Source organism: Mycetohabitans sp. B8 (assembly GCF_021991875.1).
Classification (GTDB): domain Bacteria; phylum Pseudomonadota; class Gammaproteobacteria; order Burkholderiales; family Burkholderiaceae; genus Mycetohabitans.
The window spans coordinates 307,720-323,741 of the sequence record NZ_JAHLKR010000008.1 but is presented as its reverse complement, the minus strand read 5'-3'; the positions used below and the strand labels follow the sequence as shown (position 1 = coordinate 323,741).

Annotated in this window: 12 protein-coding genes, 1 tRNA gene and 3 pseudogenes; 8 read left to right on the top strand and 8 right to left on the bottom strand. The window is 56.3% G+C overall.

From position 1 onward, the window contains the following. Positions 1-148: 148 nt before the first annotated feature. The 5 genes and pseudogenes from KQH60_RS03985 (at position 149) to KQH60_RS03965 (ending at position 3,390) form a co-directional block, all read left to right on the top strand. Positions 149-223: transfer RNA gene (locus KQH60_RS03985), tRNA-Val, on the top strand. An 83-nt stretch (positions 224-306) separates the two neighbouring features. Then, positions 307-431: pseudogene (locus KQH60_RS03980) on the top strand (site-specific integrase); the annotation flags it as partial. 289 nt (positions 432-720) lie between these two features. Beyond that, entirely contained in the window at positions 721-1,161 is a 441-nt protein-coding gene (locus tag KQH60_RS03975; RefSeq protein ID WP_237575252.1) for a DUF29 domain-containing protein, read from the top strand. A gap of 352 nt (positions 1,162-1,513) precedes the next feature. Further along, positions 1,514-2,125, top strand: coding sequence for a hypothetical protein (locus KQH60_RS03970; RefSeq protein WP_237575251.1), 612 nt, complete (start codon positions 1,514-1,516; stop codon positions 2,123-2,125). A 95-nt stretch (positions 2,126-2,220) separates the two neighbouring features. Further along, complete coding sequence (locus KQH60_RS03965; RefSeq protein ID WP_237575250.1) at positions 2,221-3,390, top strand: alpha-2,8-polysialyltransferase family protein; 1,170 nt, start codon at positions 2,221-2,223, stop codon at positions 3,388-3,390. Positions 3,391-3,844: 454 nt separating this feature from the next. Here KQH60_RS03965 and KQH60_RS03960 read toward each other — a convergent pair whose 3' ends face one another. The 6 genes from KQH60_RS03960 to KQH60_RS03935 all read right to left on the bottom strand — a co-directional run bounded on the left by KQH60_RS03960 (position 3,845) and on the right by KQH60_RS03935 (position 9,940). Next, positions 3,845-4,702: a glycosyltransferase gene (locus KQH60_RS03960; RefSeq protein WP_237575249.1), complete on the bottom strand. Its 858-nt coding sequence runs from the start codon at positions 4,700-4,702 to the stop codon at positions 3,845-3,847. Beyond that, positions 4,699-5,850, bottom strand: a complete 1,152-nt coding sequence (gene glf, locus KQH60_RS03955; RefSeq protein WP_237575248.1) for a UDP-galactopyranose mutase — start codon at positions 5,848-5,850, stop codon at positions 4,699-4,701. Before glf ends, KQH60_RS03960 begins: the two co-directional genes overlap by 4 nt. A gap of 161 nt (positions 5,851-6,011) precedes the next feature. Further along, complete coding sequence (locus KQH60_RS03950) at positions 6,012-7,868, bottom strand: DUF4422 domain-containing protein (protein WP_237575247.1); 1,857 nt, start codon at positions 7,866-7,868, stop codon at positions 6,012-6,014. Between the two features lie 67 nt (positions 7,869-7,935). Continuing rightward, positions 7,936-8,664, bottom strand: coding sequence for an ABC transporter ATP-binding protein (locus KQH60_RS03945; RefSeq protein ID WP_237575246.1), 729 nt, complete (start codon positions 8,662-8,664; stop codon positions 7,936-7,938). Between the two features lie 12 nt (positions 8,665-8,676). After that, a complete protein-coding gene (locus KQH60_RS03940) occupies positions 8,677-9,468 on the bottom strand; it encodes an ABC transporter permease (RefSeq protein WP_237575245.1) in 792 nt (263 codons plus the stop codon). Positions 9,469-9,601: 133 nt separating this feature from the next. Beyond that, positions 9,602-9,940 carry a hypothetical protein gene (locus KQH60_RS03935; protein ID WP_237575244.1) on the bottom strand — a complete coding sequence of 113 codons (339 nt, stop codon included), beginning with the start codon at positions 9,938-9,940 and terminating at the stop codon, positions 9,602-9,604. A 767-nt stretch (positions 9,941-10,707) separates the two neighbouring features. On the opposite strand from KQH60_RS03935, the gene KQH60_RS03930 reads away from it, so the two are divergent. Together KQH60_RS03930 and KQH60_RS03925 are read left to right on the top strand one after the other, a co-directional pair. Next, the gene (locus tag KQH60_RS03930) at positions 10,708-11,004 is read left to right on the top strand and encodes a hypothetical protein (RefSeq protein WP_237575243.1); all 297 of its coding nucleotides are present in this window, start codon (positions 10,708-10,710) and stop codon (positions 11,002-11,004) included. Between the two features lie 128 nt (positions 11,005-11,132). After that, positions 11,133-12,455, top strand: a pseudogene (locus KQH60_RS03925) (IS5 family transposase). Between the two features lie 223 nt (positions 12,456-12,678). Here KQH60_RS03925 and KQH60_RS03920 read toward each other — a convergent pair. Then, positions 12,679-15,489 carry an RHS repeat domain-containing protein gene (locus KQH60_RS03920; protein WP_237575242.1) on the bottom strand — a complete coding sequence of 937 codons (2,811 nt, stop codon included), beginning with the start codon at positions 15,487-15,489 and terminating at the stop codon, positions 12,679-12,681. Between the two features lie 172 nt (positions 15,490-15,661). After that, positions 15,662-15,778: pseudogene (locus tag KQH60_RS03915) on the bottom strand (IS3 family transposase); the annotation flags it as partial. A gap of 22 nt (positions 15,779-15,800) precedes the next feature. Here KQH60_RS03915 and KQH60_RS14980 point away from each other — a divergent pair. After that, positions 15,801-15,992, top strand: coding sequence for an IS3 family transposase (locus tag KQH60_RS14980; protein ID WP_368669316.1), 192 nt, complete (start codon positions 15,801-15,803; stop codon positions 15,990-15,992). The last annotated feature ends 30 nt before the right edge of the window (positions 15,993-16,022 follow it).

Sequence of the window (16,022 nt, the reverse complement as noted above, 5' to 3'; positions counted from 1 at the left end):
GGTGTCCACGGATGCGGACGGGATCAACGCGCGAGTAGGTCAGCGCCACTGCGGACCCAGTCAAGCGCCGGATATTGATAACGCAGCCCGAGCCTGTGAAAAGCACTTTACGGATCTCGCAAGTCCTGTCATAATTACTGACTCATTTGGGTGGTTAGCTCAGCGGTAGAGCACTGCCTTCACACGGCAGGGGTCACTGGTTCGATCCCAGTACTACCCACCAATGAATTCAAGCATTTTCGCATGCTAAGCGCCTTCTAGTTTGCCCTTGGGGACACTCCGGGGACACAATAGGAGGCGTTTTGCATGGCAACTATCACCCGTCGCGACGATTGTTCAGCTCAGTACCGCTGGCAAGCCAAGATCCGTCGAAAGGGATTCCCTTCTCAATCCAAGTCATTCCCGACCAAAGCCGAGGCTGAAGTTGGGCGCGTTGTGTGGTTCGGACGGTTGCTGTAGAGGCCACGTCAGGCTTGTAAGCGGACCGCTGGAAGCCGGCGGGAACCCCTTCTCCCGAAAGCAGCGAAGCCGTTATAGGTGTAAATAGCTTCGCACGATGTGCACGTATGATGAACGGCCGCTGATTGGCAATCTGGGACATAGCAGTCGTGTCACCAGCCACCATCTAGCCAATGACGCCAGACGACGGCTAATTGATGGCTCTATAATAAATAATTGGCAAGTCTGATAGAAGCCGCCTCTAACCGAGGGAGATGACTGATGGGAACGAGCTACGATGAAGATGTAATAGCGTGGGCCAACGAGCAAGCTGCACTACTGCGTGCGGGCAAGCTATCCGCCATCGATATAGAACACATCGCCGAGGAAATTGAGGACGTGGGCAAGAGCGAACAACGCGAACTGGCGAACCGGATGGCAGTGCTTTTGGCCCACCTGCTCAAGTGGCAGTATCAGCCGGAACGCCGAGGTTCGAGTTGGCAGGCCACTATCCGCGAACAGCGACGCGCAATCGAAGTAGTTTTGCGTAAAACGCCCAGCCTCAAGAACTCACTCAATGATCCTGAATGGATTACCGGAGTTTGGGCAGACGCCAAATCCAAAGCTATTGAAGAAACCGGTCTTGACGTGTTCCCGGAGGACTACCCATGGTCGATGGAGAAAGCGCTTGATTCAACATTTTTTCCTGATCGGCCACAATAGTCACCACACTGCTGACAAGACGAGGGCGTGGTGCGGGCGGCAATTGTATGAGCGCCCGCTCGCCGGCCAAGTTTTAGTAGACGGTCAACCTTCGGGTACTGCTATTTGAGTCCCAAAAATAGCAGCAGATGCGACGTATCGGCCGCACGAGCGACCATGATGACCACGTTGTCACCTACTCCCGCGATGCCTGATTGCGTCTGACCAGAGTACGTGCAAGACGGAGACTCATCAAAATTCAGCGTCAGCGAATACACGTTTCCGGAATGTCGGCTTCGTGGACGGCGACGACTGGGTAACACCCGGCATGTTCGAGAAGCTATTCGGTTGCGCAATCGACACCAACGTTGACGTGGCGCTGTGCGGCTACGCCGAGGAATACACTGCGAGCGGCAAGAGCGCGAATGTCGAAGAGCATTTCGTCTCCGCCCGTCGCATGCTATGCGACTGCTACCAGGTCGATCCGGACGAAGTCGTACTGCACGCGCCTACCATCTGGCGCAAGAACTTCCTCGACGTGAATCGCGTGCGCTTCCACGCGCACATCCGCCGCTTCGACGACCTGCTGTTCAATGCAGAGGCACTACTGTGCCGTCCCTATACCGTCGCGACGAATGGCCATCTGTATCACTACCGGCTTGAGCGGCCCGGCCAGACGGTCGGCTTCAAGGACGAACGGCTGTTCGTCCACTTCGACATTTTCAAGGCGCTGCTCAAGCGCATTTTGATGCTTGGGAACCTGCAAGCCGAGACGCTTTTCAAGCAAATCCAGATCAGCACGCACTTCTGGGTACACGGACTGCTGGAGGACTCGCTCAAGGAGAAATACGAGCGGAGCGCCGCGGCGGACATCTTTTCCACGCTTCAGCTTCTGAAGCAAAATTGCGTGCTAGCACTCGCCGCGCATCTCTCCCTCGAAAAAGAAGCCTTCGTGCGAAAGCTCGCCAGGCATGTACATAAGTGAAGCTGGCAAACGTCGTCAATATGGCCATCGCGCAGCGCCCACCTTGTGCGGCGCGCTGCTGCACGGGCACCAAGCCCGCCAAGGAGCTTTGAATCATGAAAACCGCCATTGATGCGCTTGTGACACGCCTGCTTCCATGGAAGCGCATAGGGCGAGACTTGCAAAGCCTTGAAGACCGCATCCTGAGGCGCTTCGATCTCAACGAGCAATCGGCCGCCAGCGAAGTCGAACAACAAATCGCGAACACGATGGCTGCCTTGCGGCCAAAGCGGCTCTTCATCTCGACCGGGTTTTTCGCCACGGCAATGGCTGCGACCATCGCATGTCAACAAAGCCGCAAGTTCGACGATTATCTGTTAGTCACGATCGACCGGCAGTCCAAGGCGGGCAACCGCCAATGGGCTCATCAGCTCGGCAACGAGTGGATCGACGTGCAGACTGCCGATCACGAGCAGTACTACGATGGCATCGAGGCGCCGCTCGCGCTTCCATTCGCCGGCATGCAATTCGATGAGGTCTATTCACCTTTCATTGAAATGGCGGAATTCGTCGAGCAGGCCTTCGCCGCACGCCGTTACCATTTCTACGAAGAAGGGCTAACCAGTTATCTCCAGGCTCTGCGTTTTGCGCCGCCGCGTGAGGATTCGCGCTTCTTCGCGTTGGCACCAACCGCAATACGGCGCGCAAGCGTCAGCACGTCTCCCATCAACAGCACGGTGTTCCTGCAAGTGATGCAACGCGCTACGCAGTGCTACCGGATTCCTCGCTTCACGGGACGGCGCAATGTCATTGTCGTGACGAGCGGCGCACCGCCCGCCGAATGCCCGAATCCGCTCGCGATGCTCGACCCGTATAATGAGCTGGCTGCGTCGCTGCTCGCCAAGGGCTACACTATGTGGGTGAAGGACCATCCACGGGTGCCGCTGAAAGAAGCGTTCCCGCAATCGAAGCTGGCGCAAATGGGCGCCCGTTTGCTCGAAACGGACGCCCCACTAATCGAAACGGTGATCGCATGCAATCCGCAGTCGATCGCGGCAATTGTCTCAGTCTATTCGAGTATTCTCGTGCATGCGTTTGCGCTGTTCGGTATTCCCGCGTTCTCGTTGCACGCTGAACAGGTGAGCGCCGGTCAAATCTGGTGGAAGGGTGTGCAGGACGCCATCGTCCCTGACGCCGCCGAATTGTCGAGCGCGGCGCCGGACGAACTTGAGCGTGTAGCACGCGATTTTCACAATCGCAATCTTGGCTGGGATCCACCCGTCTAATCCACGTCCGCGCAGAAGTAACACTCGAGGTGTAAGCCCTCGCGCAGTCCGCCGATTCCGATACTGCATCATGGATCAGGCTCAAAAATGCGCTCGGCGATTTTGTCGCCGTTCTCGATCCGCTCGTCGACAACGTCGGTTTTCTCGCACGCATGATGGGCGTTGCCTCGGGCGGCACGGATGTGTCATTTGCGCAAAACGCGCAGTCGCCGCCGCAAAGCTTTGATGTAGCGACTCAGCTATCAGGCGTTCTATGCACTGACCAAGTGGTTCACAACGGCATCCGTCTGACACGCGAGGCACTATCGCCTGATGAGAAAGCGCGTAATCAACCTCACCTTGCAGCACGCGCAACCGGTGCTCGCCTACCGGCACCGGCTCCAACAACCGGCTTTTCGCGCACAAAAGTCTATCGTATAAGCGCTGCCCGCTCGGGTGAGCGGCTGCAGCGCGTTTAGAGGCGCACGCTGCGACTGTCGCGCAGCGCTTTGAGCCAGGTGCATAGCGAGCTGAGACGCAAATCCTTGGCTGCGATAAAGCCGTGAAGTACGATCGGTCGCCACAGGCGCCAGCCGGGCGCCGTGCCGTAATGGCGAAAAACGGCAAGTTGATTGCGCAGGTTGTAATAGTGCTTGATTGCGTACGGGCCATTGCGCAGGCGTCCCTTCGGACTACGCAGATGATCGACAACCGCCGAAGGCACAAGCCAGATAGACCAGCCTGCACGGCCCAGGCGCAGCGAATATTCAGTGTCGTCGTAGGCAAGAAAAAACGATGCATTGGGCAGGCCTACCTCGCGAACCGCCTGCGCGTTCAGCAAGAACCCTACGAAGGAAGCCGTCTCCACCTGCACTCGGGCTTCGCGATAGCACTTGCGCGGGATGGCGGGCTCCCGTAGCGTCTTCGGATCGAACATGCGCCGATGCATCAGCGCGACATGGCCAAACTCAACGACGCTTGAGCACAGTGCCCCGACACGCTGCTGCGCGACGCCGGGTAATGCCTCTACGAGGCACTCCACAAGATCGGGTTTCGCTATGGCATCGTCGTCAAGCAGGAGCATCCAATCAGCGCCATGCATCAGGGCCCGCTCGACGCCGGCCGCGAAACCACCCGCACCACCAACGTTTTCTTCAAGCCGCAAGACGTCGACGTTTTCAAAGCCCTGCAATACCTGCGCGGTTTCCGGCGAGCTTGCGTTATCAACTACGACGATGAACTGCAGAGCGCGGGTCTGGGCAAACAGCGCCCGCAGCGCCTCCTCGAGCAGTTGGGGCCGGTTGTGTGTGACGACGACCGCTGCAATATTCACTGCAGGGGATCCACGAAGAAAGCCGGAACATCCTGCCCCTGCGCTTCGGCCGCGAGGAACACCTTTGCTGCGTCGAGCGCTTCGCGGATCGTTACGTGCATGTCCAGATAGCGATAAGTACCTAAGCGGCCAACAAAGCTTACGTTACGCTCCTGCTTCGCCAGATCAACGTAATGCTTCAGCAGTGTCTTTTCCTTCGCGAGGCGGATCGGATAGTACGGGACGTCATTTTCGCCGCAGAACCGGCTGTGTTCCTTGAAGATGAGCGTGCGCTCGTGCGATTCCCACGGCGCGAAATGCTTGTGTTCCGAGATGCGCGTCCAGGGCACTGCAACGTCGCAGTAGTTGACCACCGCATTACCCTGATAGTCGCCGTCATGGCGCGACGCCTCGAAGTCGAGCGTGCGGTAGCCGAGACGGCCGTCCTTGTAGCCGAACCACCCGTCGATGGGACCACTATAGAACACGTGCGCATAGTCTGCCGCCTGCTTGCGCTCGAAGCGTTCGTTCAGATGTACCTTGATCGAAGGATGATCAAACAGCTTTTCCACGATATAGGTGTAGCCGTTCCTGGGCATGCCTTGATAAAGGCTGTTGTAGTAGTTGTCGTCGTAGTTAAAGCGCACCGGCAAACGCTTTAGGATGCTTGCCTGAAGCTGCGTCGGGTGCATGCCCCACTGCTTGGTCGTATAGCCGAGAAAAAAAGCTTCATAGAGATCACGGCCGACGAACTTGAGTGCCTGCTCTTCGAAATTCTGCGGCATGTCGATGGACTTGTCGCCAATCGATTCGAGAAAGGCTTTCGCTTCCGATGGCGAAAGTGCCTTACCAAAAAATTGATTGATTGTGAGCAGATTGATCGGGAGGGTGTAGACGCGGCCCTTGACGATTGCCTTGACCCGGTTGACGAACGGCATGAACTCGTCGAACTGGTTCACGAACTTCCAGACGTGCTCGTCATTGGTATGAAAAATATGCGGGCCGTAGACATGAACCATCACGCCCGTTTCGCTATCGCGTTTCGAGTGACAATTGCCGGCAAGGTGAGGCCGGCTATCGAACACGTCAACGCTGTAGCCCTCGCGCGCGAGCCTGTATGCAAGGACTGCTCCGGTAAAGCCTGCCCCTACGATTCCGATTTTCTTCACTTCCCAGCCCTTCCAACGATTCAAAACAAACCACGCCGCAGTGCCGCCCGCTGCGCGCTCCCGCGCCGAATCGGCGTTCGATTGCGTCCTGGCAGTCTATTGGGCGCGCTTGCGTGCTCTTGAGGATCGCCGAGCACGCTACGACTCCCCCTCTCGCCCACTCACATCATTTGGTCCCGCACCCAGAACAGGCGCCGCTGCAGCGCATTTGGCAGGCGCCGCCAGATCTTGCGCGCGAACCGGTAAAAGCGGCTCCGATTCATGCCGGCGTCCAGCGTGGGTGCGGCGATCGGGCGGCGCTCGACCACCGCTTCGTACCAGAATGTGCGGCGCAAATAGTACCAGTAGAAATGTGCGAGCGGCGCGGCCGGGTTGTTCCAGGGCTTCGCTTCGAAGCCGGCGTAGTGAACCATCTGCGGCGCTGCGAATGCTTCACGCACTTTTTCCGCCAGATTCGCATCCAATCCGGATATCACGTCCATCGACGCGTTGACGACGTTCCAGCTCAGGTCCAAAAATTTGACGCGGCCGAGTAGATGCTTGTTGAGCACGTCTTGATCAAGGTACCAGTAGCGTTTGCTCGTGAGGTCGCTGTAGGCATGTTCACGCAGGTTCATCGCGCGCAGCGCCTCGAGGTCCATGACAATGAGACCGGCTTGGAAATATTCGTCACCGCGATTACCCATACCGAGCCAATCTCTCAGATAGTCGCCCGCGCGTGCCCCACCCGCTTCCTTGAACGCCGGCACGCCCGTCGCCGCAAAGCTGCGCATGATGACGTCGGGCACCGCTCCAACGGCGCGTCCATCCAGGTCGAGGGCGTAGATCGCGGATAGATCGCCGAGCACGACCGTATCCGCGTCGACATAAACGGCGCGGTCATGATTTGCAAGCAGTTCGCCGAGACTCAGACGATAGAACGTCGCGGCGGAAAAATGCGCATGCAGCGGAATGTCGGTGAACATGTCCGAGCATGACAAGAACGTAAGACGCCCGCGTCCGTTCAGCCGGAATTGCCGCTCGAGCAGCGCCCGCTGATGTTCGGGAATGCCACCGTCGAGCACGATTAGATCCAGCTCCCGCTGCGGATCGAGGTTAGCCTGTACCGACGTCATGAAAGCCGCCAGGTGCGGCACAAAGTTGCCATCCGACGCCGTCACCACGCTCACCGCATTGTCGGCCGGCCGTGCGGGTGCGCGATATTCGACGCGCCGATCTCGCACAAACACGCGCTCGAGTTCGACGTAGGTTGCCGGATCGGCGAGGCGCTTGTGCGCGAAAACATTGAAAAGACGCTCGGACATGTAGCCAAAGACGCGTTGCGCGGCCACCGAATAGTTCGTCAGATCAAGACGGCGCTCGACCTCGAACAGAATCGAAAACACCCATTGGCAGTATTCGTCGAATAGATCGCGACGCAGAACGAAAATGTTCGTGAAGTAGCCCTCGTGCGCGTCCATGATCGCATCGAAATGCTCTACGTCGGTCGGATACAAATCGCCGATGACGGCGCGCAACACATCGAGATCCGCCTCGTAATGGTGCGCGGCCTTCGCGTAGTGTGCACGCAATGTGCGTTTTCCCGCGTTGCGCACGGACCATTTCTGCGGCAGCACGGCGAGCAATCCGGGCTTCGACACAAGCAGCGCCTCAACGCGCGACGCCGTGAGGCCGAGGGTTTCTATTGTCCCTTCATCGAGACGGTCATAGTTCGCGCACCCGTGCACGTCGATTTCATGCGTTGCGCCGCTAAAGTCCAGGAAACGCCGATAGTGCATCAGGCCGATCCACTGTGCATCGTGATCGTTCTTCCAGGCCCAGTACAACGCCGTCAATTCGCAGAACGTGCCATTCTTGTGTGAGATATTGTCGCCAGCGTCATCGCGCCTAAGCCCTAAGTCGACGGACGAGCAGCTCGCCCCCACCTGGATCGGCAGAAAGCACCGATCCGACACCGTTGCCGGTCCAGGTTTATGATGGCAGACGTAGATATGCACTGGGCTGTTCGTCGTAGACATGACGTAAAGGTCCGTTGAACAATACTGAAAAGATTAGGAATGGCGTGCCGGGAAAGCGCGAGGCACGCTAAACAGATTGATCGACTGGTACTTCGGTCAGCATGCCTTTTTCGAGCACGATCTTGCGATTGCAGACCTTTTGCACGAGTTGAGGCGAATGCGAGGCCATCACGAGAATGGACGACTGCTCGACGAGCGCATTCAGGCGGTCGGACGCCTTCTTGTTGAACGATTCGTCGCCCACGGACAGCCATTCGTCCATGAGCAGAATGTCGGGGTGCACCGCGGTTGAAACCGCGAAGGCGAGACGCAAAGCCATCCCGCTCGAATATGTCCGCGTGGGCATGTCGAGATAGTCTCCCAACTCGCTGAACGCCGCGATCTCATCGATTTTCTCTTCGATCTCGCTTGGGCGCAGCCCCATCACAATGCCGCGTAGGAAAATATTTTCGTAACCGGTCGCTTCGGGATCCATGCCGAGCGACATGTCGAGCAGCGAGCCGATCCTGCCCTTGACGTCGAGCGTGCCAGACACCGGCGCATAGACACCTGATAAAACTCGCAACAACGTGGTCTTGCCCGCGCCGTTGTGGCCTACCAGCGCGACGCGGTCACCGGCCTTGAATTCGAAGCTCGCGTCGCTCACGGCGCGCACGACTAAGTGCTTGCCAGCATCGCGCGCGACGCGGCCGCCGGTGGTCGCACGCAGCACAGCCTTCTTCAAGGAGCGGTGCGATGCATTGAAAATGGGAAATTCGACCGTGATATGTTCGGCGCGAATATGGACGGAATTCATTCAACGATCCTGTCAAAGCCAGTACGCGATGCGATGCCGGTAGCGCGACAGCAACAACGAAGCCATTACGGCGAAAAAGACGATCGCCCCCAGCACCCAAGCCCAGGACTGAAGCGTCGGCAGCGTGCCGAGCAGCGGATCGCGCACCACGCTGATAAGGTGCGTCGCCGGGTTTAAGTTCACGAGCCACAAGAAGCGGTCGCCGAGCGTCTTCGGCTGCCACAAGATGGGCGTGACGTAAAAGCCGATCATCATAAGATTTTGGACGACCGGCTGCAGATCACGAAAACGCGTACACGGAATGGCGACACACAGCGAGGCGAAATAAATCGCCGTGGTAGCGAGCAGCAAGCCCGGAATGGCCACCAACGCCGTCCACGACCAGCCCGGCCCGACGAACGAGATCACGACCACGACCACGAGGAAGTTGTGCGCGAGGATAATCAGATTGCGCATAACGAGCCGCAAGATGTACGACGGCACCGGCAAGCGCGTCTGTTTCATTACCCCTTCGAACTGGGTGAAGCCCACGCACGATTCGTTGATCTGTGTCGAGTAGAACGACCAGATCACTTGCCCCACCGCATAGAAAGGCAGGTATTCGTGAATCTTCATGTTGAAGATCAGCGACCAGACGGCACCGAGCGTGGCGATCAAAATACCGGTGCTAAGCGTCATCCACAACGGTCCGAGCACCGAGCGGCGGTAGCGCTGCTTGATGTCGTACCACGCGAGCAAGCCCCACAGATGGGGCGCCTTCGCCGTATCCCAAAGCTCGTTCCTGCGAAAATCTATTTGTCTCATAAATTGAGATGTGGTTAGTTCTGTTGTTTTCGCCCGACGATAGTGAGCGAAATCACCGACGGCGGCCGGCATCGTCGCTGCACGATCAAGTGGCGTCCGCGAAGTCAAACGTCCTTCCTATCTCCCCCGCCAATCAAACCGGTTGAGCAAGCGCACCGCCGAGGCGGCAAACATCTTGATGGGCTTGTTTCCTGTGCATACCGCGCCTTCGCCGAGGTGAACGATGCGCGCGGCGGAACTGTCGTTTGAACACCCGCTGGACAAAACGCGGAGCAAAACCGCGCAGCAGCCGATTGGCCCCTTCCAGAAAACTCCGGCACAGGTACGGCTGACTGCCGTGTGCACCGCAGGCGCGCGGAGCCAGCATACCAGCGGCCTTGTGCAGCCTCATGAACTCCACTGCGTTGGCAAGCGCGTCCTTGCTGAACCGTACATCGCGATTCAGCGCCCGATGGAATTCGCCGTCGGCCACCACGATTGCAAAGTTGTGGCCCCGAGCATAACTCACGTTGCCATGGCCGAAACCACGGTAAGTTCTTTCGAAGCTGCCTGCGCTTGAAACACTCAATCATGTTGACCGACAATTAATTACATATTGCCGTTGTCGATGATCCACACGTTCGCAACAGGCGGTCAGCCAGACGCTTGTCCGCCCATTCGGCCAGCGTGTCGACGAGCGTCTCCTTGCTCAGCCAAAGATCCGGGTGATAAGTAACGATGGGAGCAAAAACCCAGCAATTTTGGCGGACAAGTCGATTCATTGAGCCAAAATCGGGGACAGACAGCGCAACATTCTGCGGCGGGAAACGTTAGCCAAAACTTACGGGAACCTTTCAAAAGCAGGCCGCGTCCACGTTTTTGTGGACCCGTCCGGAGCGACAACGCTCTTCCATCTCGACGGGCCCAAAGCTTCCACACACCACGTGCGCACATGAGCGCATGAAACCCGCCTGCGAGAAATAGACTCAGGATTATAGCGGGAACCGCCGCCCTGCAACAGGGAATATACAGACATGGAATATACATTCTGAGACATATGTTGCATCGACGGCTGCGTCAACGAAGCTCCGCCCGCTCGAGCCGCCCACCTTCCCGCTCGGCGAATGCCCGTCGGATATCCAGCACGCGTCACATCGAGGGGTGTTGAACGGCTGCCTATACTTCCTTGGCCCTTCGAACTTGATGAAAAGGTCTGTGCGAATGCAGTAAAAAACCTTTGAGCCAGCAGCGCCGCATTCCATGATCCTGTTTGATATGCCCGATGATCGGCTCGACGGCTTGACGCCGCTTCAGGCAACGCTGGTGTGCCTGACTCAGCATGTTGAGTTTGCCGCGATGTATCCACTGTACGAGCGCAGCCTGAGCATCCACGCGACGAAAGCCCAGATCGGCCAGCACGGTCTTGACACGTGGGGCACCGGCCAGATCCTGTATCAAGATCAAGGTTTAATTCGAGCTGTTCGGCTAAAAGGTGGCCGTCGTAGGGGTTGCCAGCGAACGCCCGCGTACCAACAAAGAGCCCTTTTTTATACGTGATAGCTAGTCCGCCCTGAACAATTCGGAAACGCTGGTGCAGTAAGGCTCTGAGGCCGGAGTGGTATTGTGGGATTTGCAAGAGGCGGGCATATTAGCGTGAATTTGCTGCAAATTTCGACGAGGGTTGAATGGGTCCAAAGACGCTGGTGTCAGAGAGAGATTTGTTCCGCCAGCCGCTGCGCGAGCAGATCAACTTAAAGCATCCATTGGTTCGTCTAGCCGATCTAATTGACTGGGACCGATTGAGCACGGCGATGAGCGCGAGCTTCGTGTCGCACCGCGGCCGGCCGGCAACGTCGCCGCGTTTGATCGCGGGGTTGCTGTACTTGCAGCATGCGTTCGACCTGTCGGACGAGGACGTGGTCTGGCAATGGCTGGAAAATCCGTACTGGCAAGTTTTTACCGGTGAGACGTACTTGCAGACCCGGGCGCCGATCGATGCGTCGAGCTTGACGCGCTGGCGCAAGCGGTTGGGTGAAGCGGGCGTTGAAGAACTGTTGGCCGAGACGATCGAGGCGGCTAAGCGGGCCAACGTCATCAAGACCTCGAGCCTGAGGCGGGTGATTGTCGATACGACAGTGATGGAAAAGGCGATTGCGCATCCCACTGATTCGCGCCTGCTCGAGCGTTGCCGAGCACATCTGGTGAAAGCGGCCGCCCGGCACGGGCTGAAGCTGCGGCAAAACTACAACCGCGAAGCGCCACGTCTGGCACAGTAGATCGGTCGCTACGCGCACGCGAAGCAGTACAAGCGGATGAAGAAGGTACTGCGCACTTTGCGTTCGCGCGTAGGCCGTGTCACGCGTGACGTTGAGCGGCAATTCGATGGCCTCGTGCAGCCAAGTCGCGCGGCGTTGGAAGATCTGATCAGCCGTACAAAGCAGATTCTCACGCAGAAGCAGAAGGACAAAAACAAGCCGTACGCGCTGCATGCGCCGGAAGTCGAGTGCTTGACCAAGGGCAAAGCGCGCAAACTATACGAATTCGGCGTGAAGGTGTCGATCACGACGACGCACAAAGAAGGCTTGGTGGTGGGGGCGCGCTCGATGCCGGGCAATCCGTACGACGGGCACACGTTGGTTGAAGCGTTGGAACAAGCGGCGATCCTGAGCGACGTGCAACCGCAGATCGCCGTCGTGGACCGTGGCTACAAGGGGGCGGCCATCGAGGGCGTGAAAATCTATCACCCGGGTTTGCGTCGTGGCATCACACGCAGCTTGCGGGCCATGATCCGGCGGCGCAGTGCAATCGAGCCGGTCATTGGCCATATGAAAGCAGATGGCAAGCTCGATCGCAACTGGCTCAAAGGCGCGCTGGGCGATGCCATCCATGCGGTGCTGTGCGGCGCCGGCCACAACCTGCGCATGATTCTCAGGAAGCTGCGGCTTTTTTACGCTTTGATCCTGGTTGCTCTGCTCGATCGCGATGCTCACAGGTTGTCGGCAGCATGAACTCGCCGCAGAGCAAAACGTATTGTTCAGGACGGACTACGTTAGCGTCATGCAAAGCCATATTAGACAAGGAGGCAGTTTCACCCGCAAATGTCATCGATATCTCATTACGGGTGAACGCTAAACCTTTAATTTTATTAATTTGCACTGCAGCTATCGCACAAAAAAGCCGAAACTTGACGGCACCCTAATTGAGCGATCAAAACTCTCCAGCAATTTACTTTTATGCCTCCAATAATTTTGCCCCATATTTTTTGGCAATCGCGGCAGACCTGACATTAACGGCCTTCGTTTGTATATTTTTTATATTATATTTTTTAGAAATCCTGTTTATTGATTTAACCGCCAAATAAGTCCCCACCCCTTTAATATTAAACACATCACCACAATCACCACCCTCCGAAACGCCTTCCGAAACGCCTTCCGCAGAATAATTGGCATGATGTACCTGCGCTCTTGGATGGACCAAAGCATGTTCAAATATAACCGTTGTTTTATTATTTTCTGTATCCGTCTTTAATTCCACCATGCCGTATATATCTCTTTTTCCAGCCATATCTTCTTTATCCTTCTTGTTTAAAATAGCAAAAAAATGAGTGTCTAACGTAATATTTTTCATCTCCCTTTCCACAGACTCCAGCATCGAATTGGATATAATTTCTCCCAAATACATATTCTTCGCAATCCCTACTGGCATATCAGACGTTCTTGCATTTTCATACAATATTTTATATCTTATTAATCTATTTCTGAGTTCATCCAATCCCAGGCCGTACTTATTACCGATATCACCGACCTCAACCAACTTAAATTTGTCATCCTTCGAAAGCCTCCCTTTTACTTTACCTAAAACCTTTATTTTTATTTTGAACGCCTTTATCTTCAGCAAAAATTTTTCTTTAATTCCGAAATCAATTTTATATCGTCCAGTCTCACATTGTTCAGTCTCAGCCTTCAATCCTTTGACATCCGCCATCAGGATAGGATTATTTCTTACCATTCGATAAAGATTAAGACCATCGACGGTACCAGCGGGGTCGGGATTGAGCCACCTCCCCATCCAAGGGGCATAATATCTAAAGCCATAGTAGTAGAACCCAGTCGCATCGCGCTCTTTGGCTGAATAACGAACAAATTTATACTTCACTTCGCTCTGGTTTTTGCCACTCCAAACTGCGGTGCCACCATACGGATAATATTCTTCCCAAGTCAGCAACTGCGCCTTGTCATCCAACTCCAGCGTCACCGAACCGATGGCGTTGCCCAGGCTGTAGCGCACTTGATCATTCTCGATGTCAGCAGGCTGACCAGCGTCCCAATGCAGCACGCGTATTTGAACTTGAGTCGTCTGCCCTGCAGTGATCACCTGCAGCGCCTCCGTCAACCGTGCGTCGTGATTGCCCGTCAGCGTCTCGGTGGTGCGTAGCTCCAGCCCCGGCAAATATACGACCGTTTGCCGCTGTTGCGTCTGGCCGTCATTGTCATAGCGGTACGTCATTTTGCGCACACGCATGCCGCCGCCGTCGTACTGATACGTTTCCCGGTCGTCGAGAGATTCGCGCACAACTTGGGTTACCTGACTAAGCTGATTGCGACCATTCCACACAAGCGGCTGCACCACGTCTGGCGCCCGCTGCAAGCTATTGCCGCATGCATCGAAATACGGTTCCGCTTTCCGGTCGATGTCTGCCGGTTTTAGCATGCCGGCGCTGTTTTGCATCACCGCGTGGTTGCTGCGATTCGACACCACAAGCGTCTGCGTATAAGGGCTCGCGCCCTGGTGCTGGATTTGTGTAAGGTTGCCTCCTCGGTCGTAAGTGTAGCGGCGCATGTAGTTGGTCAATCGCGCGGCATCCTGCAGCAGCGGAATCAGCGGGTAATTCGCCGCCGTCTGAGCCCCGGTATTTGCATTCTCGCGTCCGCTGGCAAAGACCAGCTGATACAGCGCATCATACTGGTATGTATGTTGAGCACCGACCTGCTGGTTACGATAGTAACCAACTGGCTGAGCCGTGTCCTCACTACCGATGATGTTGCCAACCGGGTCATACGTGTAATGGATATTTTGTAGATAAACTGCGCGAAGCCGGCCCTGACGATCCATGTTTGGCCGTTGCGTGACAATGCTGATCAGTCGCTGAGTTTGCGGCTCATAGCCGTAGGTCGTGGTCACACCGTTGCCAGCAGTTTCGGCTTCAACTTGACCGGCCGCACTATAGGCGATCGACGCAAGCAGCGTTTGCGCGTTGCCACCTACTGGTGCAAAATGGAGGGCAGCCGGTCGGCCAGCAACATCATAGCCTGTCGCCTGGATGTTACCCATTGCGTCGGTCTGCGTCAGCGGCATGCCCCGCGCGTTATAGGACCAAGCAGTGGTATAGGCTTGAGTCCCAAGCTCAGGTGGCGGCGTCATGCTCCAATCCGGATCTCCTTCCGGGTTCGCCAACAGTTGCCGAGTCTGCGCCTGCGGCTGACCGGTCAGCGCCACGCCCGGCGTCGTGAGCTTCCCCGCGGTGTCGAGTTGGGTCGTGACCACACCGCACAAGTTGGCCGACTGCGCACTGACCCGATCCAGCGCACTATCGTTGTCGCCATAGATCAGGCGGGTTAGCTCGATGGGCTCGGGCTGACCGGCTTGCTGTTCAGTCACCCTCGAGAGTCGTCCGAGACTATCGTACTCGGTGCGGGTCACGGTGCCGCGCGCATCTTGTTGCCAGATCGGGCGGCCTTCGATATCGAACAAACACCACTGCGCTCCAGCATCCACACTGTCGGTCCGCAGCGACCGCTCGGCAAGATCATGACTGTAGCGAAAATTTGCAAGTGGCGTGTCATCGGTATTAGCTGGCCGTTGTCCGAGCCGCGGATCGGTCTGGCTCAGTGGTAACCCTGCGGCAGAATAAGTGGTTGTGGTAATACGTTCATCGACTGGCTCTGCTAGCTTGATGCGATTGTATTGCAGCGTGCGCACTACAAGCTTGCGATTGTCGGTGACGGTAATCGTTGGTGTGCCTGTGTAGTGTGTGTCAGTCATAAGATGTTAAAAATAAAAAGCGTTTGAACGTAAGCACAGGTAGCTTACACAGTAGGTTTGCATTGGCGCCGTGTTTGAGCGCAAGCCCTGCAACCGAGGCCCCGGTGACCTGCCCCCTTGAATAGTGCAAGTGGGCTTCCAGTAAAGTCCCTTTGAAGCAACTCCTGGAAAGCGCAGGAGCGTCCACTGTTGCTTGATGTTTCGCCGCGGACTGGGCTGGCAAAAGGTAATTCAGTGCGCTGTGTGAGCGTTGCTCATTGTGGTCCTGGCGCCATGCCCGGATGACCGCGAGTACTGCAGATGGCTGAAAAATACGCGGAATCAAAGCCAGGATCTGTTCGAACTTTAATCAGCATAAAGGCTCATACGAGTACCGGCGCGTGACCGCTGTCCTACAGCAGAAAGGAAAAAAGATCAAACACAAGACTATTCAGCATTTGATGGGCAAACCGCAACTAAAATCACACGCGCAAATAAATAAATATAAAAAATATTCCATCTAATCCTTAATAATAGATAACAGAAAGAATATT